A 24,559-nucleotide genomic window follows, 5' to 3' on the forward strand; every position below is an offset into this window, starting at 1 on the left:
TCTCTTAAGCGGTGAGGTAGCCGCCATCCACCGGCAGAATGACGCCGGTGACGAAGGCCGCGGCGGGACTTGCGAGGAACACGACGCCTTCCGCCACGTCGGCGGGGGCGCCCCAGCGGCCGAGCGGCGTCCGGGAGAGGATCGCGCCGGCGCGGGCCGTGTCGTCCTGCAACGCCTGCGTCAGCGGCGTCGCGATCCAGCCGGGCGCGACCGCATTCACGCGGATCCCCTCGGGGGCGTAGGCGATCGCCAGCGACTTGGTCAGCTGCATCACGCCGCCCTTGCTGGCGCTGTAGGCGGGGGCGAGCCCCGCCCCGAAGAAGCTCAGCATCGAGGCCATGTTGACGATCGACCCCCTGCTCGCCGCGAGCCGGGGCCGGGCCAGCGCGCAGAACCGCATCGTCCCCGTCAGGTTGATCGCGATCACCTGCTCGAACACCTCCGGATCGTGCTCGGCCGCGCGGCGGATCACGCCGGCGCAGTTGACCAGCACATCGAGCCGGTCGAGCCCGTCCACGAAGGCCGCCACGCCCGCGGCGTCGGTGACGTCGAGCTCCTGCGCGGTCAGGTCGAGGCCGGGGCTCGCCGCGACAGCGCTCGCGCCGAAGCCGACGACGCGGACGCTCGCGCCGAGCGCGGCCAGCGCCTCCGCCACGCCGAGGCCGATCCCGGACGTTCCGCCGGTGACGACGGCGACCTTGCCGGCGAACAGGTCCGGCGCCCAGGCGCTCCGCGGCGCGGTCATGCCGACGCCTCCGCGGCAGCGACGCCGGGCAGGGGCTTCCGCACCAACACGAGGTAGGCCACGGCCGCGACGCCCGCGACGACGGCGCTCGCCAGCAGGGCGTTGACGTAGCTGTCGGTGGTCTGGACGATCCAGCCGGTGATCACAGGCGCGAACGAGCCGGCGAAGTAACCGCCGAAGTTCTGGATGCTCCCGAGCGACGCCACCTGCCGCTGGGGCGAGATCACGCTCACCATCATCCAGCAGGCCGCGCTCGCCATGTTGATGAAGAACATCGCGAAGCACAGGAACACGACCGCCATGGCGACGCTCGGCGTGAAGGCCGCGGGCACGGTGAAGGCGGCGCCGCCGAGCAGGCCGACGCAGACCGGCCACTTGCGGCTCGCGATCAGGCCCGCGCCGGCGCGGTAGAGCCGGTCGGCGATCTGGCCGGCGCAGAGCATGCCGACCGTGCCGAACAGGTAGGGGATCGCCACCACCCAGCCGGTGCGCGCCACCGACAGGCCGCGCTCGTGCTCGAGGTAGCTCGGCAGCCAGGTGAGGTAGAGCCAGACCATGTAGATCACGCCCATGAACCCGAAGATCATGCCCCAGGTGGCGGCGTGTCCGAACAGGCCGCGCCATTCCCGGAACGTGAGCGAGCGGTTGACGCCGCCCATGTCCACGCCCTCTTCGAGATGCGCGGTCTCTTCCCGGGTGAGCTCCACCTCGGCTCGGTTGCGGTAGAGCAGATACCAGCCGACGGCGACGACGACGCCCACGAGGCCGGTGATGATGAACATCCAGCGCCAGCCGAAGGCGAGCATCATCGCGGTGAGCACCGGCGGCGCGATGCAGGGCCCGATGGTGGAGGCGCCGACGAAGATTCCAGTCGGCGTGCCGCGGTCGCGCACGTTGAACCACTCGCTCACCACCTTCGCGCCCGCCGGGAACTGCGGCGCCTCGCCGACGCCGAGGACGGCGCGGGCGACGAGGAACTGGTGGAAGCTGCCGACGAGGCCGCACACGATCTGCGCCAGCGACCAGAAGAACATGCCGGCCCCCAGCATGATGCCGATCCGAAGCGGTCGAGCAGCGCGCCGATCGGCAATTGCGCGAAGGCGTAGGACAGCGAAAAGGCCGACAGCAGCAGCCCCATCTCGGTCGGCGTCAGGCCCATCTCCTCGCGGATCGCGGTGTTCGCGATCGAGAGCGAGCTGCGGTCGAGGTAGTTGATGACGCCCGCGACCGTCAGGAACGCCACGGCGATCCACTGGATGCGAACGAGCCGGGCGGTTTTTCCGGCGGGCGACGCTTTGCCCCCGGACGAGATCGTGGCCTCGGTCATGTCGGCGTTTCCTCAGGTTCTTGTTGATTGAAGACGGGACGTCAGTAGGTCGCTCGTCCGCCGGAGAGGTCGAACACCGCTCCGGTGTTGAAGCTGCAGCTGTCCGAGGCGAGCCAGAGCGCGAGCGCCGCGACCTCCTCCGGTTCCCCGAGCCGCTTCAGCGGGCTCTTGCCGATCATCGTCTCGACGTGCGCCGGGCTCATCTGGTCGAGCAGCGGCGTCCTTACCGCGGCGGGCGCGATCGCGTTGACGAGGACGCCCGAGCCCGCAAGCTCCTTGCCGAGCGACTTGACGAGCGCGAGCACGCCCGCCTTCGCCGCGCTGTAGGCCGAAGCGTTCGGCGTGCCCTCCTTGCCGGCGAGCGAGCCGATCGCGACGATGCGCCCATAGCCGGCCTCGACAATGCCAGGGACCACCGCGCGGCAGGCGTGGAACGCGCCGTGCAGGTTGACGTCCAGGATCCGCCGCCACTCCTCGAGGGGATAGTCGACCAGCGGAACCGTCACGCCGGCGTAGCCTGCGTTGTTCACGAGGACGTCGATCCGCCCGCACCGCGAGAGCGTCTCGTCCGCCGCCTGCGCGACGGCCGCGGCGTCGGTCACGTCGACGGCGACGCCGTCAGGCGTGGGCGTCCGGTCCCAGACGACCGTCGTCGCGCCGGCGGCCCGGAACGTCTCGGCGATCGCCGCCCCGATGCCCTGCGCGCCGCCGGTGACGACCGCGACGCGGCCGGCGAAGTCGTAGGCCGCGCGGGAGGTCATCTCACCGGATGAACTGGTCGACATAGTCCGCGCCGAGCCCGACCTCACCGTAGTGCTTCCGGCACAGATCGATCTTGGTGAAGACGTCCTCGTAGCCGGTGGTCGCGCCCCAGGGATCGACGTAGTTCATCGAGCCGGTCACCTGGAACAGGGTGATCATCTCCTCGACGCCTTCGTCGACCACCAGAGTGTGGGTCTCTCCCGGCGGCTCGAACACGTAGCCGCCCTCGGTCGCCTCCCAGTCGTGCTCGAGGTAGCGCCAGCGGCCTTTCAGCACGAAGCCGTGGACGGGACCGGGATGGCGGTGGCGGCTGAGCACGCCCGACTTGCGGACGCGGAGGAGATTGACCCAGTAGCCCTGCGAGCGGTTGAGGCAGAGCGGGCGGAACCAGACGTTCACGCCCTGCGGCACCCAGATGCGCTCGTCGTCCGGAATGGCGCTCGGCACCACGAGGTCCGGGATCATGCCGAGCGGCTGCGGCTTCTGGAACGGCATCCGCCGCAGCGTCTCCGGATCGATCGGCTGCGACGCGGCGGCGGCGTTGAGGTTGGTCATGCGCGGCTCATTGTTCACAATGTGGACAAATAGTCCATTATGTGAATACTTTGCGCGCCCGCACCGGTTGTCAATTGCTTCGTTTCTGAGCGCCGTCGCCGGACCGCCGCTTGCGGCGTCCGGACCCTAGAGGTCGAGCGTGACCGAGACGCGCGCGCGCGACACGCAGGGCGCGATCCTGTCCTGGCGGTCCGCGACGGAGATCACCGCGTCGCGGTGGATCACCACCCCGTCCCGATAGCCGCAGACGCAGGACCCGCAGACGCCGAGCTCGCACGAGGACGGCATCGTCACGCCGTGGTCGCGCAGGACCTCGAGCAGGGAGCGGTCGGCCGGGACGTGCAGCGTCGCGCCCGTCGAGGCGAGTTTCGCCTCGAACGGCTCCGGCTTGAAGTTCTCGTCGAGCGTCGCCTGGAAGGCCTCGGCGCGGATGGAGGTCTCGGGCCAGCCGAGCGCGTCCGCGGCGTCGCGCACGGCGTCGAGCAGCCGCTGCGGGCCGCAGACGTAGAGGCAGGCGCCCTCGGAATAGGGGCCGATCGCGCGCGGATCGAAACGCCGGCCCTCGGCCGAGAACCATGTCGACAGGCGGTCGCCGCAGGCCGCCGACAGCTCCGCAAGCAGCGGCGCGTCGGCCGCGCTTCGCGCGCAGAAATGCACGGCGACGTCCGCGCCTTCGGCCGCAAGGCTACGGGCCATGGGAAGCCCCGGCGTCACGCCGATGCCGCCGAGCACGAACACATGACGCGCGGCCTCGCGGATCGGGAAGTTGTTGCGAGGGGCGGAGACATGCGCGACCGCGCCCTCGACCAGCGCGTCATGGGCCCATCGGGAGGCTCCCCGACCGGCGTCCTCGCGCTTGATCGCGATCTGGTACGTCCGCCGATCCTGTGGGTCGCCGCAGAGCGAGTACTGCCGGATCCTGCCGTCGGGGAGCCGGAGGTCGACGTGCGCGCCCGGCTCCCAGGCCGGCAGCTCGGGGCGGCTCGCATGGACGAGCGTGAGATGCAGGACCCCCGGGGTCGCGAGCCGCGCGGCCTCGACCCGGAGCTTCATGACGACGCGGGCTGTCATGCGCCGTCGTCGTCCAGCAGCTCGATCGCGTCGCCGGGACGGATCACGCCGCCGCGCTCGATCCCGCAGTTCAGGCCGGAGCGGTTGTAGAGCGGGAGATAGACCGGCAGCCCCAGCAGCTCCTCGAGATACTTGCAGGGAAAGTTCAGCCGGCCCCCGCGCAGGATCACGTCGCCCACCCGGAACCGACGGCCGACGAGGTGATTGAGCGGCACGCCGCGGACCGTGAGGTTGCGGCGGTGGTCACCGGGCGCGAGAGCGATCGGCCCGGCCTGAAGCGGCGGGTCGTTGCGCGCCAGCGCGTCGAGCGCCTCCTGCTCGATCAGCGTCACCTCGCGGGTGTCGGGCTTGGGCGAATAGGTGCCGGAGCCCTCGTAGTAGCGGTCGCCGACGATCCCGCGGCCGGCCACGCATTGGGCCTCCGCAAGCTCCTCCATCTCGAAGCTCGCGGCCGGCGCGACGTGGATGTGCAGCAGCACACCCTTGAAGCCGACCGCGCCTCCGGGCACGTGGCGGGCGATCGATCCGGCCGCATGCGCGAAGGCCTCGACCATCGCCGGTCCGGGCTCCGCAAAGCCTGCGTCCGGCGGCGCGCTGTGGTGACTGTCGTTCATGATAGATTTCCTCCGGAGACCGTCGTGCGGTCCTTGGCCTCGGGCGCCCCGCTTCCGCGGACGTGCGGGAGCCGCTTAGCGTCGAAGCGCGGCCGCGCGCCATCGCGGCGGCCGCGCTTCGATCGTGGCGTCAGTCGATCTTCGCGCCCGCGGTTTCTGGCGCGCGCAGCGTGGCCGTCAACGTGATCAGCGCGAGCACGATCAGGTAGACGGAGATCGGCCAGGTCGCGCCGCTCCAGGCGAGGAGCGCGGCCGCGATCATCGGCGTGAAGCCGCCGCTCAACGCCGCGCCGACCTGGAAGCCGAGCGATGCGCCGGTGTAGCGCAGCCGCGCGTCGAACAGCTCGGACATCCAGGCCGCCCCGATCGCGAACATCACGCCCTGGCCCAGGCTGAGCGCGATCGCCACCGTGATCGTGATGATGGTCGGGTCGCCGGTGTTCAGAAGGCTGAACATCGGGAAGGCGAAGACGATCGAGAACAGGCACGCCAATACGAACATCGGCTTCCGTCCGAAGCGGTCGGCCAGCATGCCGAACAGCGGCAGGGTGAAGAGCTCGATGATCGCCGCGATCAGGATGCCGTTCAGGATGACGCTGCGCGGCAGTCCGAGCTTGCTGGTGACGTAGGAGATCGAGAACACCGTGACGATGCTGACATAGGCGATCTCGGAGACCTTCAGGCCCACCGCCATGGCGAAGGTGCGGGTGTGCTGGGTGAGGATCTCCACGATCGGCATCTTCGCGACGACGTTCTGCTCCTTCACCCGCCGGAAGGCCGGGGACTCGTGCAGGCGAAGGCGGATGAACAGGCCGACGACCACCAGCAGTGCGCTGGCGAGGAACGGGATGCGCCAGCCCCAGGACAGGAAGTCCTCGTCCGACATGAGACCCGTCATCCGGAACGCGCCGATCGACGTGATCACGCCGAGCGGATAACCGAGCTGCACCAGCGCGCCGTAGAACCCGCGCTTCCGGTCGGGCACGCTCTCCACGACCATCAGCACCGCGCCGCCCCACTCGCCGCCGATGCCGAGCCCCTGCACGAGCCGCAAAACCACCAGCAGGATGGGGGCCCAGATGCCGATCTGCTCGTAGGTCGGCAGGCAGCCGATCAGGAAGGTGCCGACGCCCATGATCAGCAGCGTGAGCGAGAGCATCGCCTTGCGACCGAGCTTGTCGCCGAAATGGCCGAAGATCACCCCGCCGAGCGGGCGGGCGGCGAAGCCGACGGCGTAGGAGCCGAAGGCCGCGATGGTCCCCACCACCGGATCGAAGCTCGGGAAGAACAGCTTGTTGAAGACGAGCGCCGCCGCCGTCCCGTAGATCAGGAAGTCGTACCACTCGACGGTGGTGCCGATGACGCTCGACCAGACGATCTTGCGACGCTCGGCGTCGGGAAGCTTTTCTCCGGCGGAAACCGCCGTCACCTGTGAGATGTCCGCCGCAACTGTCATCATGACCCCCGTTGGGTTGTGGAGACGTCGTTCGATTGCAGGCTGTCGGATCGGCCGGTCCGCGCGTTCCTTGCGCTCCGCTCAGGGGGCGCGTCAGGCCGCAGGGGATCGGCGCCGCCCGGTCGATCGGCCGGGAGGCCAAAGCCGCGCGACGCGCGGGTGACGCTTCGAAAAAGATCAGTCGGCGGGCACGGCCGCGATGCAGCCGACCTCGACCTTGATGGCCGGATCGGCGAGACGGCTTTCGACGCAGGCCCGCGCAGGCCCGGCGCCGGGCGCGACCCAGGCGTCCCACACGGTGTTGAAGGCCCCGAAATCGCCGATCGCCGGAAGCCAGACCATCGCGCTCAGGATGCGGCTCTTGTCGGTCCCGGCCTCGGCGAGGATGGCGTCGATCTTGGCGAGCACCTGCCGGGTCTGCTCGACGACGTCGACGCTCAGATCGTCCGGCACCTGACCCGAGACATAGACGAGACCGCCATGGACGGTTGCGGCGGAGAGACGGGGTCCGCTCCCGATGCGGCGGATCACGGACGGCGCTTTCGGCCGGCATGAAGTCTGCTTACACGAGACGACGTGATCGCCGCCCCGGAGGTCGCGCCGTGTCGGTCGCGACGAGAGATTGAGCGCGCCATGCTGCTCTCCCTTGAAGGTGCGGCCAGCCATCGCGGGTCGCCGAGAGATCGAACCATGTTTACTGTGGGAAATCAAAACGGCGTTTTCCCGGTATTTCGTCTGTTATGCGCAAGCCTTGGGCGCCGTCTCTGATAAGCGCGGTCATGGCGCCATCTGCGCCCGCATTTGCCGGGTGTTTTCCCCAGTTCGGCGCCTGAAAAAATTGCATTAAAAAATCGCGCTTCGTATGTTTTCCAGAAGAACGCGTTGCCTGCCGCAGGGCTTCAGCCTGCAGGCGCGCTTCGGCGGATGAAGGCCGCTCCCGCTCAAATCCGCCGTCGTGCTACGGACGTCGTCTGAGGCGCGTGGACGACGATCGGAGGATTGGTGCTGCAAACGGCCGAAAGCGACCGCCTGGGTCCAAATCTGCGCGCGCTACGGCAGGAGAGAGGGCTCACCCTTGATCGGCTCGCCGGCATGAGCGAGCTGACGCGTGGGTATCTTTCGCTGGTGGAGCGAGGCCTGAAGACGCCCTCGATCACGGCGCTGCTGCGGGTCGCTCGGGCCCTCGAGGTCAACATCGCCCAGCTGTTCGACCTCAACGCGGCGCCGAACGTCCGCTACACGCTCCAGCGCGCAGGCGACCACGACGCGGCGGACCGCAGCTTCGGGCTCACGCCGCTCGCGCCGGGCCGGGCGAGCAAGATGATGGAGCCCTTCCTCATGCGCCCCGCTCATTCCCCCGGCGCGATCGGCGGGCCGCGCTGGGCGCATGGCGGCGAAGAGATGATCTTTGTGGTCTCGGGACGCGTCGCCGTGAAGCTTGGCGGCGAAGAGATCCTGATGGGCAGGGGCGACTGCCTCTACTTCTCCGGCGAGGAGCGGCACGAGGTGCGCAGCCTTGGCGAGGAGCAGGCCGAAGTCCTTGTGGTGATCGCCGCCGCGGCGGGCTGACGCCTTGAAGTTGTCGGGCCTTTGATCGCCGCGAGGCGGCGGCTCCCACGCCGCGCCGTCGCGAGCCGCGGCTGGAGGGGAGACCGCACGGCGCCGACGTCGGCTTCGCGCTTAGGACCCGGGACGGTTTGACGGCGGGCGGTCTTCGAACCTAATCGAGGGGCGCGACGACGAGCGCCGGCGCGCAGCGCGCGCTGAACCGAGAGGCTGCCATGATCCCCTGGATCCATCTGGACACGGCGCAGGCGCCGGGCGGCGGCGGCGTGCTGAAGCTCGCGCGGCGGGGAGACGAGTTCTCGATCCGCATCGGTCAGGTCGAGCTGATGAACAGCCGCCTCAGCGGGTCGGAGAAGGCGCTGGCGACGCTGGCCTGCGAGCGGATCAGGGACCGGGCGCGACCGCGCGTGCTGATCGGCGGCCTCGGCATGGGATTCACGCTCGGCGCGGCGCTGGGCGCGCTGCCGGCCGGGGCGTCGGTCGTGGTGGCGGAGTTGGTTCCGGCGGTCATCGCCTGGGCGCGCGGGCCGATGTCGGAGATCTTCGGGACCAGCCTGAGCGATCCCAGGGTCACGATCGTGCAGGACGACGTCGCGGCTTTGATGCGCGCGGAGCGGGGCGGCTACGACGCGATCCTGCTCGACGTCGACAACGGGCCGGAGGCCCTGACGCAGGCGTCGAACGACGGCCTCTATGGTCCCGAAGGGCTGGGCGAGGCCCGCGCGGCTTTGAAGGGGGGCGGCGTGCTGGCGGTGTGGTCGCAGGGGCCGGACAAGTCGTTCGGCGCGCGGCTGTTCAAATCGGGCTTCAAGGTCGAGGAGCACCGCGTCCGCGCGCACCGCGCCGGCAAGGGCGGGCGTCATGTGATCTGGCTTGCGACGAAGGCTCAGGCCGGCCCCTCCGGCGCGGGGAAGCCGAAGCCCCGCGCGAGGTCGCCGCGCGCCGCGGGGCGGCCGTCTGCGTTCTAGGCGGCCACGCCGCGCCTGCCGAGCCTCGGGCTCAGACTTGCGCCATGCCGCCGTCGACGAACAGTTCGGCGCCAAAGCGGGTCTCGCTCACTTCGCAGCCAACCGCTCGGCGCTCGTCAGGCGCGCCTTCCAGAGCCCGCTTTTCACCAGGTCGGCGATCACGTCCGCCATCAGACGCGCGGTGAGGTCCGCGCCGCGCATGTTCAGGGTGCGCTTCGACACGACGACGGACAGCCGCCAGGACGGCGTGGGCCGGACGATGCGGACCGTCCCCAGTTCGCCGCGGGCGAGTTCGTCGGCGAAGGCGAAGTTCGGCATCACGGCGAAGAAGCCCGCGCTCACCACCATCTTGGCGATCGCCGGAAGGCTGTCGCAGTCGATCGCGCGCGGCGTCACGTCGTGCCGCGCCGCGAGCTGCTCGATCACGGTGCGCAGCACGTTGGGTCGCCCCGGCAGCACCAGAGGCAGCTCGAACAGCTTCGCGAACGGGATCGACTCCTGCTGCAGGATCGGGTGTCCGGCCGGCGCGAACAGCATCAGGTCCTCGACCATCATCTCGGTCCAGGCGACGTTCTCGAACGCCTTGTGGTCGTAAAGGAGGGCGACGTCGAGGCGTCCGGCCTGGATCAGCTCGTCGAGATAGCCGCTCATGGCCTCGACCACATGGAGGCTGATCTTCGGCAGACGCTCGGCCGCGGCCTGATAGAGCGGAAGCGCCAGGCCGCGCGCCGCCGACGTGGGCAGGCCGACCGAAATCCGCCCGCTCGGACTCTCGGCCAGCGAGCGCAGGTCGTCCTTGGCGCGGTCCGCCTCTTCGAGGATGCGGCGCGCGCGGTCCCAGAACCGCTGGCCGAGTTCGGTGGGCGTGACGCCGCGGGCATGGCGCACGAGGAGGTCGACGCCGAGCTCCTCCTCGAGGTTGCGGATCTGCTGGCTGAGCGAGGGCTGGGCGACCCTCAGAACCTCCGCCGCGCGCGAGATGTTGCCGATCTCGGCGACCTGGACAAAGTAGCGAAGCTGCCGGAGATCCATCGACGACCGCCTCTCTTTGTCTGGAGCTTGTCTGGAGCGCATAAACTTTCAGCGCGCCCACCGCAGGCCCATGCGTATCACATATGCCTGAGGATCAGTAATATGTATTTATCAGACAAAGGCTTGAGCCTGAAACGCGGTCCGCTGAGATTGCTTACATTTTAACCCATAGTTTGATCCTATGGCGAGGATCGGAAATCGATCTTTGAATATCGCCGCCCGGTCCGGGAACGTCCGTCCCCGTACGCAAGGAAGGGCTTCCGGTCGGAGGCTCTCGCGAGGGCGGAGCACACGGATATGCGCAGGACCACTGTTTCACGCGCCTACGGCCTTGGCCTGGCGGCTGCTGTGGCGCTGACGCCCGCCGTGGCGCTCGCGCAGAAGGCGCCCTGCATCGGCAACTCGGTCGCCACCACGGGTCCCGCCGCCTTCGGAGGCGCGGCGATCAAGATGGGCGCCGAGACCGCGATCGAGGAGATCAACGCCAAGGGCGGCGTGCTGGGCCAGCCGCTCAAGCTGATTCAGTACGACGACGCCGGCGCGCCCCCGCGCGGCGTCGACAACACCCGCCGCATCGCCCTCGCCGACAAGTGCGTCGCAATTCTCGGCGGCTACCATTCCACGGTCTCGGTGGCGCAGGCCGAACCGGTGAACACGATCGGCATCCCCTTCGTCGGCGTGCTCGCCGCCAACACCAAGGCGATCGAGAACGGGCGATCGCCGAACTTCATGTTCCGCGTCTCCGCCAAGGACAAATGGGTGGCGCGCTTCCTCGTCGAGAAGGCGGTGGCGCAGTCCAAGACCGGCAAGGTCGCGTTCTTCTATGAGAACACCGGCTGGGGCAACGGCGCGCTGCCGGACGTGCAGGCGGCGATGAAGGCCGCCGGCAAGGAGCTGGTCGCCACCGAGACCTTCAACTGGAACGACCAGGACATGACGCCCCAGGCGATCCGCGCCCGCGACGCCGGCGCCGACGTCGTGCTGTTCTGGGCGCTCGACCGCGAAGGCAACCAGATCGTCCGCTCGATGGACAAGGTGGGGTACAAGCCCACGATCATCGGCGCCTGGGGCATCGCCGGCAATCTGGGCGAGCTAGCCGGCCCGCTCGCGAACGGCGTCCAGGTCGTGCAGACCTACACCTTCATGGGCGACATGGACCCGAAGAAGAAGGCGCTTTGGGACAAGATCTCCGCCAAATACGGCCTGAAGGATCCTTCGGAGGTGAAGATGGCGTCCGGCGTGGGCAACGCCTACGACGCGATCTACATCATCGCGCAGGCGATCGAGAAGGCCGGCGCCTACGATTGGGCCAAGGTGCGTGACGCGCTCTACCAGGTGAAGCTCGACGGCCTCGTCGCGACCTATGACCCGGCCTTCGACGCCTCCGACCCGGAGCGTCAGGACGCTATCCTGCCCAAGTACTACAAGCTCACCGCCTGGCAGGACGGCAAGCTGCTGCCGATCGAGCAGACCCCCTACGGCAAGACCAACTGAGACGCGAGAGCGGCCGCCGCTGTCGCGGCCGCTCTCTTCCTCGACGTTTCGGCCTGGGCGTTCCCCCGCGTCCGGACCGGACGGACGCGAGCGGCCCCGCCCCCGGCGCCGCTCGCGTCTCCGCCGTGAGATCAGGCAACCGACGGCCCATGACCACAATCCTCCAATACACGCTCTCGGGGCTCGCCATCGGCGGCGTCTACGCCCTCGTCGCGCTCGGCTTCCACATCATGTGGTCGACGGCGAAGGCGGTGAACTTCGCCCATGGCGACACGCTGATGATCGGCGCGGTGCTCGCTGTCATGGGCGTCGACGCCGGGATGCCGGTGTGGCTCGCCTGCGCGCTCTCGATCCTCGCCGGCGGCGCCTTCGGCGTCGCCCTCGAGCGGATCGCGGTGCGGCCGTTCACGGCGGAGGCCAACTCCATCGGCTGGATGCTCTCCACCATCGCGATCGGCATCATGGCGGAGAGCCTCGCCACCATGCAGTTCGGCGGCTTCTCGCGCGCGCTTTACTCGCCCGGCGTGGACCGCCCGATCAACGTGTTCGGCGCCGGCGTCTACGCGCAGGAGCTGCTGATCCCGGCGGTCGCGGTCGCGCTCACGCTCGGTCTCGGGCTTATGCAGAAGCGGACGCTGATCGGCCGCGCCATGCGGGCCGTCGCCCACGACAAGCGCGCCGCCGCGCTGATGGGCGTCAACGTCGGCCGCATCGTCGCGATCTCCTTCGGGCTCTCCGCGCTGCTGGGCGCCGGCGCCGGCGTGCTGGTCGCCCCCGTCATCCAGGCCTCCGCCACCATGGGCGTGCTGCTCGGCCTCAAGGGCTTCGCCGTCGCCATCATCGGCGGCATCACCAGCGCGCCCGGCGTGCTGATCGCCGGCCTCCTCTTTGGCGTGCTGGAGAAGTTCGTCGAGGGCTACATCTCGACCGCCGCCCGCGAGATCGTCGCCTTCAGCGTGATGATCGCGGTGCTGCTCGTCTTTCCGCAGGGCCTGTTCGGCAAGCGCGAGACGGTGAAGGTATGAGCCGGCTCCACGCCCTCGGGTTTCTCGCCCTCGCCGCCTTGCTCGTCGCCGTGCCGCTGACGGCGGACAACGAGTACGAACTGCGGCTGTTCATGCTGTTCCTGATCTACGGCCTGATCGCCGTGGGGCTGAACGTGCTGGTGGGCCTCACCGGCCTCGTGTCGCTCGGCCAGGCCGGCCTGTTCGCGCTCGGCTCCTACGCCGGCGCGATCCTCGCCGTGCGGCTCGGCGCGGACCTGATCACCGCGTCGCTGGGGGCCGCCGCGATCGCGGCCATCTTCGGCGTGGCGCTCGCCTATCCCACGGTCAGGGTGCGCGGCGTCTATCTGGCCGTCGTCACCATCGCCTTCGGCATCATCGTCGAGAACGTCGCGATCGAGTGGAGTTCGCTCACCGGCGGCACCACGGGCCTCTCGGGCATCCCGACGCCCAACGTCTTCGGCTACGAGCTTTCGGGCTACGGCTTCTACGGCGTGCTGGCCGCAACGCTGCTGCTCGCGACGCTCGCCGCCCACAACCTCAAGGACTCGCGCTACGGGCGGGCCATGCTGGCGGTGTCGCAGAGCGAGATCGCGGCGCGCTCGCTCGGGATCGACGCCACCGCCATGCGCATCCTCGCCTTCGTCGCCGCCGCGGTGACCGCGGGCGTCGCGGGCTCGTTCTACAGCTTCCTCAACGCCTACATCTCGCCCGACATCTTCACTTTCTCCGACAGCGTGCGCTTCCTGCTGATGGTGATCCTCGGCGGCGCGGCGACGACCTTCGGTCCGGTGCTCGGCGCCTTCGTGCTCACCTACCTGCCGGAGTACCTGCAGGAGTTCCAGCTCTGGCAGAAGTTCGCCTATGGCGCGCTGCTGCTCGCCGTCATGTTCGTGCTGCCGCGCGGCGTCCTCGGCACGCTCGGCCTCGGCCTGAAGCGGCTGCGGCCCCCGGCGCGCGGCCTGTCCGCGGCGGACATGGCGGCGGCCAAGGTCGGGTTGCCGCCGGCCGCCCGCGGCGCGACCGCGGAACTGGTGACGCAGGGCCTGACCGTCCGCTTCGGCGGCCTGACGGCCCTCTCCGCCGCGAACGTCCGGGTGAAGGGCGGCGAGATCCACGCTCTGATCGGCCCGAACGGCGCGGGCAAGTCCACCTTCGTCAACGCGATCTCGGGCGTCTACCAGCCCAGCGAAGGCGCCTTCGGCATCGACGGCGAGGACCTGACCGGCAAGCGCCAGCACCAGATCGCCCGGCTCGGCCTCTCCCGCACATTCCAGAACACCGAGCTGTTCGGCGACCTCACCGTGCTGGAGAACGTGCTGGTCGGCGGCCAGTCGCGGCTGTCCTACGGTCTCGCCGCCGCGCTGCTGCGGACGCCGCGGCGCCGACGCGAGGAGCGCGACCTGCGGGCGGCCGCGATCGGCCTGCTCGCCTTCGTCGACCTCGCCGACCACGCGAACGAGGCGGCGCGCCATCTGCCCTTCGGCCTCCAGCGCCGTCTCGAGATCGCCCGCGCGCTCGCCGCCCGGCCGCGGCTGCTGCTGCTGGACGAGCCCGCCGCGGGCCTCACCACGCAGGAGATCGACGCGCTCGCCGACATGATCCGAAAGGTCGCCGCGGCGGGCGTCTCGGTGCTGCTGATCGAGCACCACGTCGACCTGATCATGGCGGTGGCCGACACCGTCACCGTCCTCGACTACGGCCAGGTGATCGCGAGCGACCGCCCCGGCGTCGTGCAGAACGACCCGCGGGTGATCGAGGCCTATTTCGGCTCTCCCGTCGCCCACGGCGATTTCGCGGAGGTCCCGGCATGAGCGCGACCGACGTCCTGCTCGAGATCCGCAACCTCGAAATCCGCTACGGCGCGGCGGTCGCGGTGCGCGACGTGTCGATGACGGTGAGGCGCGGCCAGCTGGTCGCCGTGATCGGCGCCAACGGCGCTGGCAAGTCCTCGCTGGTGCGCGGGGCCACGGGCCTCGTGCGCCCCAGCGGCGGCGAGGTGCTGTTCCGCGGCGAGGACACGACCCGGCTCACCGCCGACGCCAAGGTGCGGCGCGGCCTGGTGATGGCGCCCGAGGGGCGGCTGCTGTTCCCCGACCAAACGGTCGACGACAACCTGATCCTCGGCGCCTACGTCCATGGCGGCCTGAAGGGCGCCCGCGCGCGGGAGACGCGCGAGCGGGTGCTGGAGATGTTCCCGCGCCTGCGCGAGCGGCTGGGCCAGCTCGCCGGCAGCATGTCCGGCGGCGAGCAGCAGATGCTCGCCATCGCGCGCGGCCTGATGGCGGAGCCGGAACTGTTCATCATCGACGAGCTGTCGCTCGGCCTCGCGCCGAAGATCGTCGATCAGCTCATCGGCGTGCTGCGGGACCTCAACCGGCAGGGCCTCACGATCCTGCTCGTGGAGCAGCTCGCGGCGCATGCGCTCAGCATCGCCGACCACGCCTACGTCATCTCCAACGGCGTCGTCGCGAAGGACGGCCCGTCCGCGGCGCTCGCCCGCGACCCGGAGGTGATGGCCGCCTTCCTCGGCAAGGCGCACTAGCCCGCGCCGCCGCGATCGAACACCACCCCAAGGAGCGTACCCATGTCCCGCGTCGTCGATCTCAGCCTGACCGTCGAAGACAACATGCCGGCCCACAAGCTGTTCCAGCGGCCGGTCATCACCACCCATCTCAGCCACGAGAGCTCCAAGGCCTTCGACCTTGGCGTGCCCGGCGACGCGATGACGTTCCAGACCAACTTCATCGCCATGCTCGATCACGTCGGCACCCACGTTGACGCCTACAAGCACGTGAATCCGAACGGCGCGCCGATCGACGAGATGCCGCTCGAAATGTTCATGGGCAAGGCGCTCTGCTTCGACCTGCGCCACATTCCCGACCTCGGCGACATCACCGTCGCCGACATGGAGGCGGCCGAGGAGAAGTGCGGCGTCAAGGTCGACGGCCACATCGTGCTGCTCTGCACCGGCTTCCACGCCCGCAACTATCCGAGCCTGGACTCGGTCTGGAAGAACCCGCTGCTGACGGTGGAGGCCACGAAGTGGCTCTACGACCGCGGCTCCAAGATGCACGGCGTCGAGGGGCCGTCGACCGACAAGCCGACCGACAACATCTTCGCCCAGCACCGCCTCTGCCGCGACCTCGGCGTCAGCCACTGGGAGTGGCTGGTGAACCTCGAAGAGCTGGTCGGCGCCGGCGAGTTCCAGTTCTTCGGCGCGCCGATCAAGTTCAAGGGCGGCTCGGGCTCGCCGGTCCGCGCCTTCGCCGTGGTGAACTGACGGCCTTCCCCCCTCCCCTCGCGGGAAGGATGCCGTTCCTTCCCTTCTCCCCTTGCGGGAGAAGGTGGCAGGCGAAGCCGGTCGGATGAGGGGTCGTCCTGGCCATCCGCGACGGCGAAGACGAGCCTCGCCCTGAAACGACCCCTCACCCTTACCCTCTCCCGCAAGGGGAGAGGGGGGCTTCGACGGCGTGTCAGATTCATACCGCCTGCCTGGCTCTAGCGTCGGCTCTCAAAACCAAATGCGGTCGTTTTCCTCGTGACGCGGAAGGGCGACGCAGCGCCAGACCGAAACTCTCCTCCGGAGAACCGCCGATGTCCGCCGACTTCGACTTCATGAGCGCGACCGAACTCGCGCGGCTGGTCGCGACGAAGGCCGTCTCGCCGGTCGAGCTGACCCGGCGCGCGCTCGACCGGGCGGCGGCGACGCAAAGCTCGCTCAATGCCTTCTTCCTGCTGATGGAGGACGAGGCGATGAGCGCCGCGCGCGAGGCCGAGACGGCCGTCGTGCGCGGCGACGAGCTCGGGCCCCTGCACGGGCTGCCATTCTCCGCCAAGGACCTGATGGCGGTGAAGGGGGTCCGGTACGCCTCGGGCTCCCGCGCCATGGCCGACAACGTGGCGGAGGTCGACGCCCCCGCGGTCGAGCGCGCCAAGGCCGCCGGCGCGATCCTGATCGGCAAGACCACGACGTCTGAGTTCGGCTGCAAGCCGGTCGGCGACAGCCCGCTCACCGGCGTGACCCGCCACCCCTGGGACCTGAGCAAGACCCCCGGCGGCTCCAGCGCCGGCGCCGCGGCTTCGGTGGCGGCGGGGATCACGCCGTTCGCGCTCGGCACCGACGGCGGCGGCTCGATCCGCATTCCCTGCAGCCTGACGGGGCTTTCCGGGCTCAAGGGCCAGTTCGGGCGGGTGGCCGTGTGGCCGACCTCCGCCACGCCGACGCTCGCCCATGTGGGTCCGATCGCGCGCTCGATCGAGGACGCCGCGCTGCTGTTCTCCGTGATCGCCGGCTACGATGCGCGCGACCCGTTCTCGGTGGCCGGCCCGGTTCCGGACGTGCTGGGCGCGGTCGGTCGGGGCGTCGAAGGCCTGCGCGTCGCCTGGAGCCCCACGCTCGGTTACGCCCGGCCGGACCCGGAGGTCGTGGCGATCGCGGAAGCGGCGGCGAAGCGGCTGGCGGAGGCCGGAGCGATCGTCGAGGAGGTCGAGCGGGTGTTCGACGCCGACCCGGAAGACCTGTGGATGGCCGAATTCTACGCCGGCGTCGGCACGCGTCTCCGGTCCGTGGTCGAGACCAAGCGCGACCTGCTCGACCCCGCCGTCGCCGTCGTGCTGGAGGCGGCGCTCGCGCAGGAGATGCGCGACTATTACGACAAGGTCTTCCGTCGCTATGCGCTGCGCGACCAGATGCGGCGCTTCTTCGAGCGGTACGACCTGCTGCTGTCGCCGACGCTCCCCAAGGCGAGCGTGCCGGCCGGCGTCGACGTGCCCGAGGGCCTGGAGGACCGCACGCTGGTGAGCTGGGTGTTCTACACCTACCCGTTCAACCTCACGGGCCAGCCGGCGGCGTCCGTGCGCGCGGGACTGGCTTCGGACGGCATGCCGGTCGGCCTGCAGATCGTGGGACGGTCGCTCGGCGAGGCCGACGTCGTCGCGGCGGCGGCTGCGGTCGAGCGCGGCCGTCCCGGCGCGGACGATCTCCACCGCCGGAGGCTCGCGCCGAGCCTCCGCTGACGCTGGGGTCCGGCAAGCAATCCATTCCCTGCGGATCGGCGCGGCGGTCGCCTGGTCCGCCTGTCGTCAGACGTAGCAGGGACCCTCGATCAGCGGGTGCGCGGCGATGAAGGCTTCGTCGATCTCGAGGCCGAGGCCGGGCTTCTCCTGCGGGCGGACGCCGCCGTCCGCGCCGATGACGTAAGGCGTCCCGCCGATCTCGTCGCGGAAGGGGTTCGCCTTGGCGACGTCGCCCTCGAAGTAGCCGGGGTTGTCGACGGCGGCCAGCATGTGGATCGTCGCCGCCATGTTGATGCCGGTGGCGGAGGTGTGCGGATTGACCGTGATCCGCTGGGCCGACGCCATCGCCGCGATGCGGAGCGACTCGGTCAGGCCGCCGGTCTTGGACAGGTCCGGCTGCACGAAGGACACCGCGCCGTCCTCCAGCAGACGGCTGAACTCGAACCGGGTGAAGTGGTTCTCGCCGGCGGCGAGCGGCGTCCGACCGAGCTTCGCGGCCTGGATGTAGGCGCGGTAGTCATGGGGCGAGAACGGCTCCTCGAGCCAGCCGATCGCCAGCTCGTCATAGGCGGGCGTCACGCGTCGGACGTCGTCGAGGGTGTAGCCCGTGTTGGCGTCCACCAGGATGTCGACGTCGGGGCCGACCGCCGACCGGACGGCGCGGGCGCGGGCGATGTCGCGGGAAGGGGTGTCGCCCACCCGGAGCTTCAGCGCCTTGTAGCCCTCCGCCACGTAGCCCTGCGCCTCTTCGGCGAGCGACGCCGGGTCCTGCCAGCCGAGCGAGATGCCGCCGGCGTAGGCCTTGATCGAGCGGGACGCGCCGCCGAGCAACCGGTAGAGCGGCCAGCCGCAGGCCTTTCCGCGGATGTCCCAGAGCGCGAGATCGAGGCCGGACAGCGCAAGCGCCGCGGCGGCGCCCATGCCGTGGCTCGCGAGCTGCATCTTGTAGACGCGCGCCCAGACCGCGACGACGTCGAGCGCGTCCATGCCCAGCACCAGTTCGGACAGCGTCGTGTCGATCAGCTTCGCGACCGCGCCGGGGCAGCGGCCGTGATGGGCCTCGCCCCAGCCCACGAGCCCCTCGTCGGTCTCGACCTTCAGCAGCACCGCGTCGCGCTTCACCGCCCGCCCGATGCCGAGCGTGACGTTCTGGCCCTCCGGCACGCGGTAGGACACGGGCACGGCGCGGATCGATCGGATCTTCATGGGGCGGGCCTTTCGAAGGATTACGCGGGGACCGCGCCGTAGCAGTCCGGATTGACGAGATTCTTGGGGCGCTCGCCTGCGAGGATGCGGAGCATCTCCTCGGCCGCGCCCATGCTCATGGCGCGCAGGCTGGTCGCGGTGACGCCCGCGACGTGGGGCGTCGCCAGCACGTTCGGAGCCCCGAGAATCGCGGCGTCGGGCGCGAGCGGCTGGACGTCGTGGACGTCCACGGCCGCGCCGCCGATCCGGCCCTCCTGGAGCGCCGCGACCAGCGCCGCGGTGTCGACCACCGCGGCGCGGGCGACGTTGACCAGAAGAGCGCCGGGCTTCATCAGGCCGATCAGACGGGCGTCGACCAGCCCGCGGGTGGTTTCATTAAGCGGGCAGGCGATGACGACGGCGTCGCTGTCCGCAAACAGGCGGTCGATGGCGACGGGCTCCACGCCTTCGGGAAGGTTCGCGAGCGTCCGCGACGCGCCGAGCACCCGCATCCCGAAGCCGTTTCGCGCGATCGCCGCCACGCGGCGGCCGATCTCGCCCACGCCGAGGATCCCGAGCGTCGAACCCGCGATCTCGCCGGTCCCGTCGGCGAGCGGACGCGCCGCCGCCCAGCCGTCGCGACGCAGCGTGGCGTCGAGGCCCGCCAACGGCCGCCGCAGCGCGAGCAGAGCGCCGATGACGTATTCGGCGACCGCCTGCGTATTGCTGCCGGGGAGGTTCGCGACCGGGACGCCCGCCGCCGTCGCCGCCGCCACCGGGATGAAGTCGAGCCCCACGCCATGGCGCACGATGCCCTTCAGCCGGGGCGCGTGGGCGACGATGTCGTCGGGAAGCTTCGCCCGCACCACGATGCCGTCGACGTCGCCGGCGAGCCGGCGCAGCGTGTCGGGCGCGACGTCCGGGGCGACGACGAGGTCGGCGGCCGCGGCGAGCAGGGCCTCCGCGTCGGGGTGGACGGCGTTGGTGAGAAGCAGCCTCGGCCTGCCGGCCAGATCGACGTCAGCCATTCCAGGGGGCGCCTTCCACGACGGGGTTTTCGAGCGTGCCAAGTCCCGCGACGCTCGCGCGCATCACGGCGCCGGGCGTGAGCCAGGTCGGCGGAGTCTGCACTGGCGCGACCCCCGCCGGGGTGCCGGTCGCGATCACGTCGCCCGGCTCCAGCGGACCGTCCTGCGACAGGATCGCGATGAGCTGGTCGACGTCGAACAGCAGGTCGGCGGTGGTCCCGCTCTGGCGGGTGACGCCGTCGACCGTCAGCGTCACGGCGAGCGCGTGCGGGTCGGGGATCTCGTCGACGGTCGCGAGGTAAGGCCCGAACGGGCCGAAGGTCTCGATGTTCTTGCCGCGGTCGAACGAGCCGTCCGCGCGGATCAGCTGGCTCGCGCTCACGTCGTTGAACGCCGCGTAGCCGGCGACATGGGCCCGCGCCTCCTCCGCGGACACGCGGGAGGCGCGACGACCGATGACGACGGCGAGCTCGGCCTCATAGGTGCATCCGCCGACGCCCGCCGGCAGCGCGACAGCGGCGCCGGGCCCGACGACCGTGTCCGGCGACTTCATGAACAGCGGCGGCCGCGCGGGATGCGGCATGCCCCGTTCCTTCAGCGCGCAGACGTAGTTGTGCGCGATCCCGAAGATGCGGCGGGGCGTGAAGGGCGCGAGCAGCGTCACCTCGGCCAAAGGCAGGAGCGCCTCGGGCGCGGGCGTCGCGGCTGAGATCCGCGCGGCGACCGCGGCGAGGCCCTCCGCCACGAAGCGGGCGACGTCCGGCGTGAGGCCGCCGAGCGCCTCCGCCATGGAAGCGTGGCGAAGGTCGAGCACGGCGTCGCGCTCATCGAGCAGAACGCCGGCGCGATCGCCCTGGGCGTCGCAGAAGGTGACGAAGCGCATGGGTCAGGCCACGCGATACTTGTCGATGATCGACCGGTCGACGTCGACGCCGAGGCCGGGCGCCGTCGGGATCTGCACCACGCCGCGGACCTGCACGATCGGCTCCTTGGCGAGATGGTCCCGGAACGGGTTCTCGCACTGCTCGAACTCGAGCAGGGGAGGGGCCGGGAACAGGCTCGGCGGCTGGTCCGGAATCGCCGCCAGGAAGTGAAGCGTCGCGGCGAGGCCCACCGCCGACCCCCAGGCGTGCGGCACGCATTCCACGCCATGCGCGGAGGCGAGCGTCGCGATCTTCTTGCATTCCGTGATGCCGCCGGCGGCGCAGACGTCCGGCTGCACGATGTCCATCGCCTTGCGGACGATCGCGTCCTTGAAGCCCCAGCGGGTGAACTCGTTCTCGCCGCCCGCGACCGCCATGTCCAGCGCTCGGCTGACCTCGACATAGCCGTCGATGTCCTCGGGCGAAATCGGCTCCTCGAACCACTCGATGTCGAGCTCCTCGAGCTTGCGGCCGAGGCGGATCGCGGTCGGGACCGAGAAGCAGTGGTTGGCGTCGACCATCAGGCGGATGTCCGGCCCGATCGCGTCGCGCACCGCCTTCACGCGCTCGAAGTCCTTGGCGACGGAGCCGAGGCCGATCTTCATCTTGATCGCGGTGAAGCCGTCCCGGACGTAGCCCTCCGCCTCCTCGACCGCTTCGCCGATCAGGTTGTCGAAGTCGATGAAGTAGAGGCCGGTGGCGTAGGACTGGACCTCGGTGCGGAACGCGCCGCCGATCAGCTTGTGAACAGGTTTGCCACAGCTTTTCCCGACAATGTCCCACAGCGCGATGTCGATGCCGCTGATGGCGGCGATCGACATGCCTTTGGGGCCGTAGTCCTTGATGCGGTTGTAGAGGTCCTCCCAGACGACCTCCACGTCGAAGGGATCGCGGCCGATGATCCGCGGCCCGAGTTGCGTGTCGATGAAGGCCTTGGCGACGGCGGACGGACCGTAGCACTCGCCCCAGCCGACGACGCCGTCGTCGGTCTCGATCTCGACGAGGCAGGTCCCGCGGGTCTTGTAGAGCCAGCCGCGCGAGGAGGTGAAGGGCTGCTCGACCGGGGCCGCGATGACGTGGGCGGTGACTTTTTTGACCTTGGACACGAAGCTCGAAGCCTTTCAGGCGGGAACGCCGGAGCCGTGCGGATCGGCGGCCCTGGGCCGCTCCCGCGATTGAGGAGGGACGCGGATTACTTCGCGGCGGCCTTGAAGACCTGGCTTGCGACCGCGTTGAGGGAGGTCTGGACCTGCATGACCTCCTTCGTCAGGGCGTCGCCGGTGAGATCGTCGACCAGGAAGCCGTTGTCCTTGCCGAAGGTCTTGAAGGCGTCGCTCTGGATCGCCTTCCGCAGCCGCGCGATCAGGTCCGAGCGCGTGGCCTCGGGGAGGCCGGCGGGGGCGACGAGGTAGGCCATCTGCACCAGCGGGCCATAGGGGAACACGTCGAAACCGCGCTCCTTGAAGGTCGGCAGGTCCGGGAAGACGGCGAGCCGTTCGTTCGCGAACACGCCGAGCGGCCGGACATAGCCGCTGCGGATCTGTCCGAGGCTTTCCGAGGGCTTGAGCACGGCCGCGTCGATCTGGCCGCCGGAGAGGTCGGCGATCACCTTGGCGCCGCCGGGGTAGGGCACGTTGGTGTAGGAGGCCTTCGCCGCCCGCGCGGTCATCTCGGCGAAGATGTGGTTGAGGTTGTTGTTGCCGGGCGTGCCGATCGTCGCCACCCGGTCCTTGCCCATGAAGGCGAGGAAGTCCTCGATCGTCTTGTGGGGCGACGAGGCCGCCACCAGCAGCATCAGCGGATCGGTGGAGACGCGGGCGAGATGGGTGAACTGCTCGTTCTTCAGCGGCGCGAGCCCCTGCGCGATGACGGCGAGCGTCGAGCTCGTGCCCATGCCGAGCGTGTAGCCGTCCGGATCCGCGCTCGCGACGCGCCTCATGCCGATCGCGCCCGTCGCGCCGGGCATGTTCTCGACGATGATCCGCATGCCGTCCTGCTGCAGCAACGGCTGGAGGATGCGGGCGGCGATGTCGTTGGAGCCGCCTGCGTTCCACGGCACGATCAGCGTCACCTCGCGCGCCGGAAAGGCCTGGGCATGGGCGGACCGTATCAAGGCGCCGGAGCCCGCAAGCGCTCCGGCGCCGGCCAGTCCCGCAAGGAGCGAGCGGCGTGAGAGGATCATGGCGTTTCCCTCAGTATTGTTGTGTGTTATAACAAACATCGACAGAGTTGGACTGTCAAGCGGCGCGGTCGTCGCTTAACCCGGTTCGCGGAACCGAGAAGCGGGCTACCGTGGCGACGCGGGTAGTCGGAGGACGCAAGACATGGCGGGTGAGGTCGCGCTGCGGCGGATCGAGCGGGAGCCTTTGGGCGAGCTGGCGCACACGCAACTGCGCGACGCCCTGCTCGGCGGCCGCTTCGCGCCCGGCTCGACCCTGACGTTGCGGCACCTGGCCGAGACCTTCGGCGTCTCCGTCACGCCGGTCCGCGACGCCGTCTCCCGCCTGGTCGCGCTGGGCGTGCTGGAGCTCGGTCCGCGCGGGGCGGCCGTGGTGCCGGACGTGAGGATCGACGCCTTAGCCCACATCACCATGGTGCGCACCGAACTCGAGGGCAGGGCGGCGTTCGAGGCCGCGACCCGGGCCAACCGGCGCGACGCGGCCAACCTCGCAGCGCAGCTCGACGCCATGCGCGTCGTCATCCGCGCGCAGGATTTCACGACCTATCTCGATCTTCACCGACGCTTCCACTTCAGCGTCTATGCGCTGGCCGAGGTCCCGATCCTCTCGGGGATCATCGAGAACCTGTGGCTGCGGGCAGGCCCGGTGCTGTCGCTCGTCGTCCCCGACTACGTGCTGACGCTGAAGGGCACCGATCGGCACGCCGCGATCGTCGACGCCATCGCGCGCGGCGACGGCGCTCTGGCGCGCAAGGAGACCGCGGCCGACATCGTCGAGGCCGACGCCTATCTTCGGAGCCTCGCCGGTCCCGACGGACGGATCCGACGGGCCTAAGGGTCGCGCCAGACGGCTGCCGCCCGTCGCTCTCTACCCGAAAATGACCTTCACACGCCTCAGGTTGAGGCTTGGGCGGCGTGGCCGACGGAGAGGATGGTCATCTCCCGCGGCCCCGGATCAGGCGGACGAAGGCGCCGTCCCCGATCTTGCGCCCGGCGAGGGACGAGGGAGCCCCCTCGACGTGAGACGTCAGCTTGACGATGCGCGCGGGAACCCGACCGTGCGCGCGCCGTTGGGCTTGGGGAGAGCAGCCATGTCCGAGGACTTCAAGGCGTCAGATAAAGATCAGAACCGCGTTCCCAACGAGGGGCTGGCGCCCCGCCGCGGCAAGTCGCTCACGGTGTTCGTCATTCTCGCAGTCGCCATCGTCAGCGTCATGCTTTTCGTCTCGAACCGCTCAAGCGACGTGAAGAACGACCCGAAGGAGACCGCCCCCACGACCCAGCCGAGGCTCTAGCCCCGGGCTGCGCCGCGGCCTGCGAAGACTGGAAGGGTCGAGGCGTCGGCGCGGACAGGCGCCGTCGCCGCGCGGCTCTCGACGTTCGGCGCCAACGCCGCCAAACTCTGCTTGTGAGGCGCGCGCTCATTGAGTTCAGCCGCAGCCGCCTCCGGCGACCCAGCTGCGTGTCGCGCGAGGTCACAGCGCCGCCCGAACAGTCATGGATACGCGTTTCGCGTATATCGAGGCGGCTTCGACATGTCCAAATGACCACATCCTCCAACTTTTGGATGCCGTCGCTGGGCTACTCGGAATCGCGCTTCCCACGGACGAGATGCTTTCGCCCCAGTGGCG

At 69.9% G+C, this 24,559-nt stretch carries 25 protein-coding genes; 10 read left to right on the forward strand and 15 right to left on the reverse strand.

What is annotated here, in order from left to right:
- Positions 1 to 4: 4 nt before the first annotated feature.
- From K244_RS0117485 to K244_RS0117520, 9 genes are all read right to left on the reverse strand, one after another.
- A complete protein-coding gene (locus K244_RS0117485; RefSeq protein ID WP_020187586.1) occupies positions 5 to 745 on the reverse strand; it encodes an SDR family oxidoreductase in 741 nt (246 codons plus the stop codon).
- On the reverse strand, positions 742 to 1,752 hold the full coding sequence (locus tag K244_RS22180) for an MFS transporter (RefSeq protein WP_346430355.1): 1,011 nt from the start codon (positions 1,750 to 1,752) through the stop codon (positions 742 to 744). Before K244_RS22180 ends, K244_RS0117485 begins: the two co-directional genes overlap by 4 nt.
- The gene (locus tag K244_RS24410) at positions 1,653 to 2,072 is read right to left on the reverse strand and encodes an MFS transporter (RefSeq protein ID WP_081761498.1); all 420 of its coding nucleotides are present in this window, start codon (positions 2,070 to 2,072) and stop codon (positions 1,653 to 1,655) included. The genes K244_RS22180 and K244_RS24410 overlap by 100 nt, the downstream gene beginning before the upstream one ends.
- A 41-nt stretch (positions 2,073 to 2,113) precedes the next feature.
- Positions 2,114 to 2,857, reverse strand: coding sequence for an SDR family NAD(P)-dependent oxidoreductase (locus tag K244_RS0117495; protein WP_245259788.1), 744 nt, complete (start codon positions 2,855 to 2,857; stop codon positions 2,114 to 2,116).
- Positions 2,835 to 3,329, reverse strand: coding sequence for a 2,4'-dihydroxyacetophenone dioxygenase family protein (locus K244_RS0117500; protein WP_245259826.1), 495 nt, complete (start codon positions 3,327 to 3,329; stop codon positions 2,835 to 2,837). The genes K244_RS0117495 and K244_RS0117500 overlap by 23 nt, the downstream gene beginning before the upstream one ends.
- Before the next feature lie 186 nt (positions 3,330 to 3,515).
- On the reverse strand, positions 3,516 to 4,460 hold the full coding sequence (locus tag K244_RS0117505; protein ID WP_020187591.1) for a PDR/VanB family oxidoreductase: 945 nt from the start codon (positions 4,458 to 4,460) through the stop codon (positions 3,516 to 3,518).
- Positions 4,457 to 5,014 carry an MOSC domain-containing protein gene (locus K244_RS0117510; protein WP_051460159.1) on the reverse strand — a complete coding sequence of 186 codons (558 nt, stop codon included), beginning with the start codon at positions 5,012 to 5,014 and terminating at the stop codon, positions 4,457 to 4,459. Before K244_RS0117510 ends, K244_RS0117505 begins: the two co-directional genes overlap by 4 nt.
- A gap of 190 nt (positions 5,015 to 5,204) precedes the next feature.
- Entirely contained in the window at positions 5,205 to 6,530 is a 1,326-nt protein-coding gene (locus tag K244_RS0117515) for an MFS transporter (protein ID WP_024816579.1), read from the reverse strand.
- A gap of 177 nt (positions 6,531 to 6,707) precedes the next feature.
- The gene (locus K244_RS0117520) at positions 6,708 to 7,061 is read right to left on the reverse strand and encodes a RidA family protein (protein WP_020187594.1); all 354 of its coding nucleotides are present in this window, start codon (positions 7,059 to 7,061) and stop codon (positions 6,708 to 6,710) included.
- 471 nt (positions 7,062 to 7,532) lie between these two features.
- On the opposite strand from K244_RS0117520, the gene K244_RS0117525 reads away from it, so the two are divergent.
- Both K244_RS0117525 and K244_RS0117530 read left to right on the forward strand, forming a co-directional pair.
- Positions 7,533 to 8,099 carry an XRE family transcriptional regulator gene (locus K244_RS0117525; protein WP_024816580.1) on the forward strand — a complete coding sequence of 189 codons (567 nt, stop codon included), beginning with the start codon at positions 7,533 to 7,535 and terminating at the stop codon, positions 8,097 to 8,099.
- A gap of 212 nt (positions 8,100 to 8,311) precedes the next feature.
- Positions 8,312 to 9,064, forward strand: a complete 753-nt coding sequence (locus K244_RS0117530) for a hypothetical protein (RefSeq protein ID WP_020187596.1) — start codon at positions 8,312 to 8,314, stop codon at positions 9,062 to 9,064.
- Positions 9,065 to 9,151: 87 nt separating this feature from the next.
- Here K244_RS0117530 and K244_RS0117535 read toward each other — a convergent pair whose 3' ends face one another.
- Positions 9,152 to 10,096, reverse strand: a complete 945-nt coding sequence (locus K244_RS0117535) for a LysR substrate-binding domain-containing protein (RefSeq protein ID WP_020187597.1) — start codon at positions 10,094 to 10,096, stop codon at positions 9,152 to 9,154.
- Between the two features lie 297 nt (positions 10,097 to 10,393).
- On the opposite strand from K244_RS0117535, the gene K244_RS0117540 reads away from it, so the two are divergent.
- From K244_RS0117540 to K244_RS0117565, 6 genes are all read left to right on the forward strand, one after another.
- Entirely contained in the window at positions 10,394 to 11,590 is a 1,197-nt protein-coding gene (locus tag K244_RS0117540) for an ABC transporter substrate-binding protein (RefSeq protein ID WP_024816581.1), read from the forward strand.
- A gap of 149 nt (positions 11,591 to 11,739) precedes the next feature.
- Positions 11,740 to 12,615 (forward strand): branched-chain amino acid ABC transporter permease, encoded by an 876-nt coding sequence (locus K244_RS0117545; RefSeq protein ID WP_020187599.1) that lies wholly within the window; start codon positions 11,740 to 11,742, stop codon positions 12,613 to 12,615.
- Entirely contained in the window at positions 12,612 to 14,408 is a 1,797-nt protein-coding gene (locus tag K244_RS0117550; protein ID WP_020187600.1) for a branched-chain amino acid ABC transporter ATP-binding protein/permease, read from the forward strand. Before K244_RS0117545 ends, K244_RS0117550 begins: the two co-directional genes overlap by 4 nt.
- A complete protein-coding gene (locus K244_RS0117555; RefSeq protein ID WP_020187601.1) occupies positions 14,405 to 15,139 on the forward strand; it encodes an ABC transporter ATP-binding protein in 735 nt (244 codons plus the stop codon). Before K244_RS0117550 ends, K244_RS0117555 begins: the two co-directional genes overlap by 4 nt.
- A gap of 42 nt (positions 15,140 to 15,181) precedes the next feature.
- Positions 15,182 to 15,877 carry a cyclase family protein gene (locus K244_RS0117560; RefSeq protein ID WP_020187602.1) on the forward strand — a complete coding sequence of 232 codons (696 nt, stop codon included), beginning with the start codon at positions 15,182 to 15,184 and terminating at the stop codon, positions 15,875 to 15,877.
- Positions 15,878 to 16,191: 314 nt separating this feature from the next.
- A complete protein-coding gene (locus K244_RS0117565; protein WP_020187603.1) occupies positions 16,192 to 17,613 on the forward strand; it encodes an amidase family protein in 1,422 nt (473 codons plus the stop codon).
- Positions 17,614 to 17,679: 66 nt separating this feature from the next.
- Here the strand turns inward: K244_RS0117565 and K244_RS0117570 are convergent, their stop codons facing one another.
- From K244_RS0117570 to K244_RS0117590, 5 genes are all read right to left on the reverse strand, one after another.
- A complete protein-coding gene (locus K244_RS0117570; protein ID WP_020187604.1) occupies positions 17,680 to 18,819 on the reverse strand; it encodes a mandelate racemase/muconate lactonizing enzyme family protein in 1,140 nt (379 codons plus the stop codon).
- Between the two features lie 20 nt (positions 18,820 to 18,839).
- A complete protein-coding gene (locus K244_RS0117575) occupies positions 18,840 to 19,826 on the reverse strand; it encodes an NAD(P)-dependent oxidoreductase (RefSeq protein ID WP_020187605.1) in 987 nt (328 codons plus the stop codon).
- Positions 19,819 to 20,709, reverse strand: coding sequence for a fumarylacetoacetate hydrolase family protein (locus K244_RS0117580; protein ID WP_020187606.1), 891 nt, complete (start codon positions 20,707 to 20,709; stop codon positions 19,819 to 19,821). The genes K244_RS0117575 and K244_RS0117580 overlap by 8 nt, the downstream gene beginning before the upstream one ends.
- Positions 20,710 to 20,712: 3 nt before the next feature.
- The gene (locus K244_RS0117585; protein WP_020187607.1) at positions 20,713 to 21,855 is read right to left on the reverse strand and encodes a mandelate racemase/muconate lactonizing enzyme family protein; all 1,143 of its coding nucleotides are present in this window, start codon (positions 21,853 to 21,855) and stop codon (positions 20,713 to 20,715) included.
- A gap of 86 nt (positions 21,856 to 21,941) precedes the next feature.
- On the reverse strand, positions 21,942 to 22,931 hold the full coding sequence (locus K244_RS0117590) for a tripartite tricarboxylate transporter substrate binding protein (RefSeq protein WP_020187608.1): 990 nt from the start codon (positions 22,929 to 22,931) through the stop codon (positions 21,942 to 21,944).
- 142 nt (positions 22,932 to 23,073) lie between these two features.
- On the opposite strand from K244_RS0117590, the gene K244_RS0117595 reads away from it, so the two are divergent.
- Complete coding sequence (locus K244_RS0117595) at positions 23,074 to 23,763, forward strand: GntR family transcriptional regulator (protein ID WP_020187609.1); 690 nt, start codon at positions 23,074 to 23,076, stop codon at positions 23,761 to 23,763.
- A 256-nt stretch (positions 23,764 to 24,019) separates the two neighbouring features.
- The gene (locus tag K244_RS0117600; RefSeq protein WP_020187610.1) at positions 24,020 to 24,223 is read left to right on the forward strand and encodes a hypothetical protein; all 204 of its coding nucleotides are present in this window, start codon (positions 24,020 to 24,022) and stop codon (positions 24,221 to 24,223) included.
- Positions 24,224 to 24,559: the final 336 nt, after the last annotated feature.

The sequence above is a fragment of the Methylopila sp. 73B genome (assembly GCF_000526315.1).
Classification (GTDB): Bacteria; Pseudomonadota; Alphaproteobacteria; order Rhizobiales; family Methylopilaceae; genus Methylopila.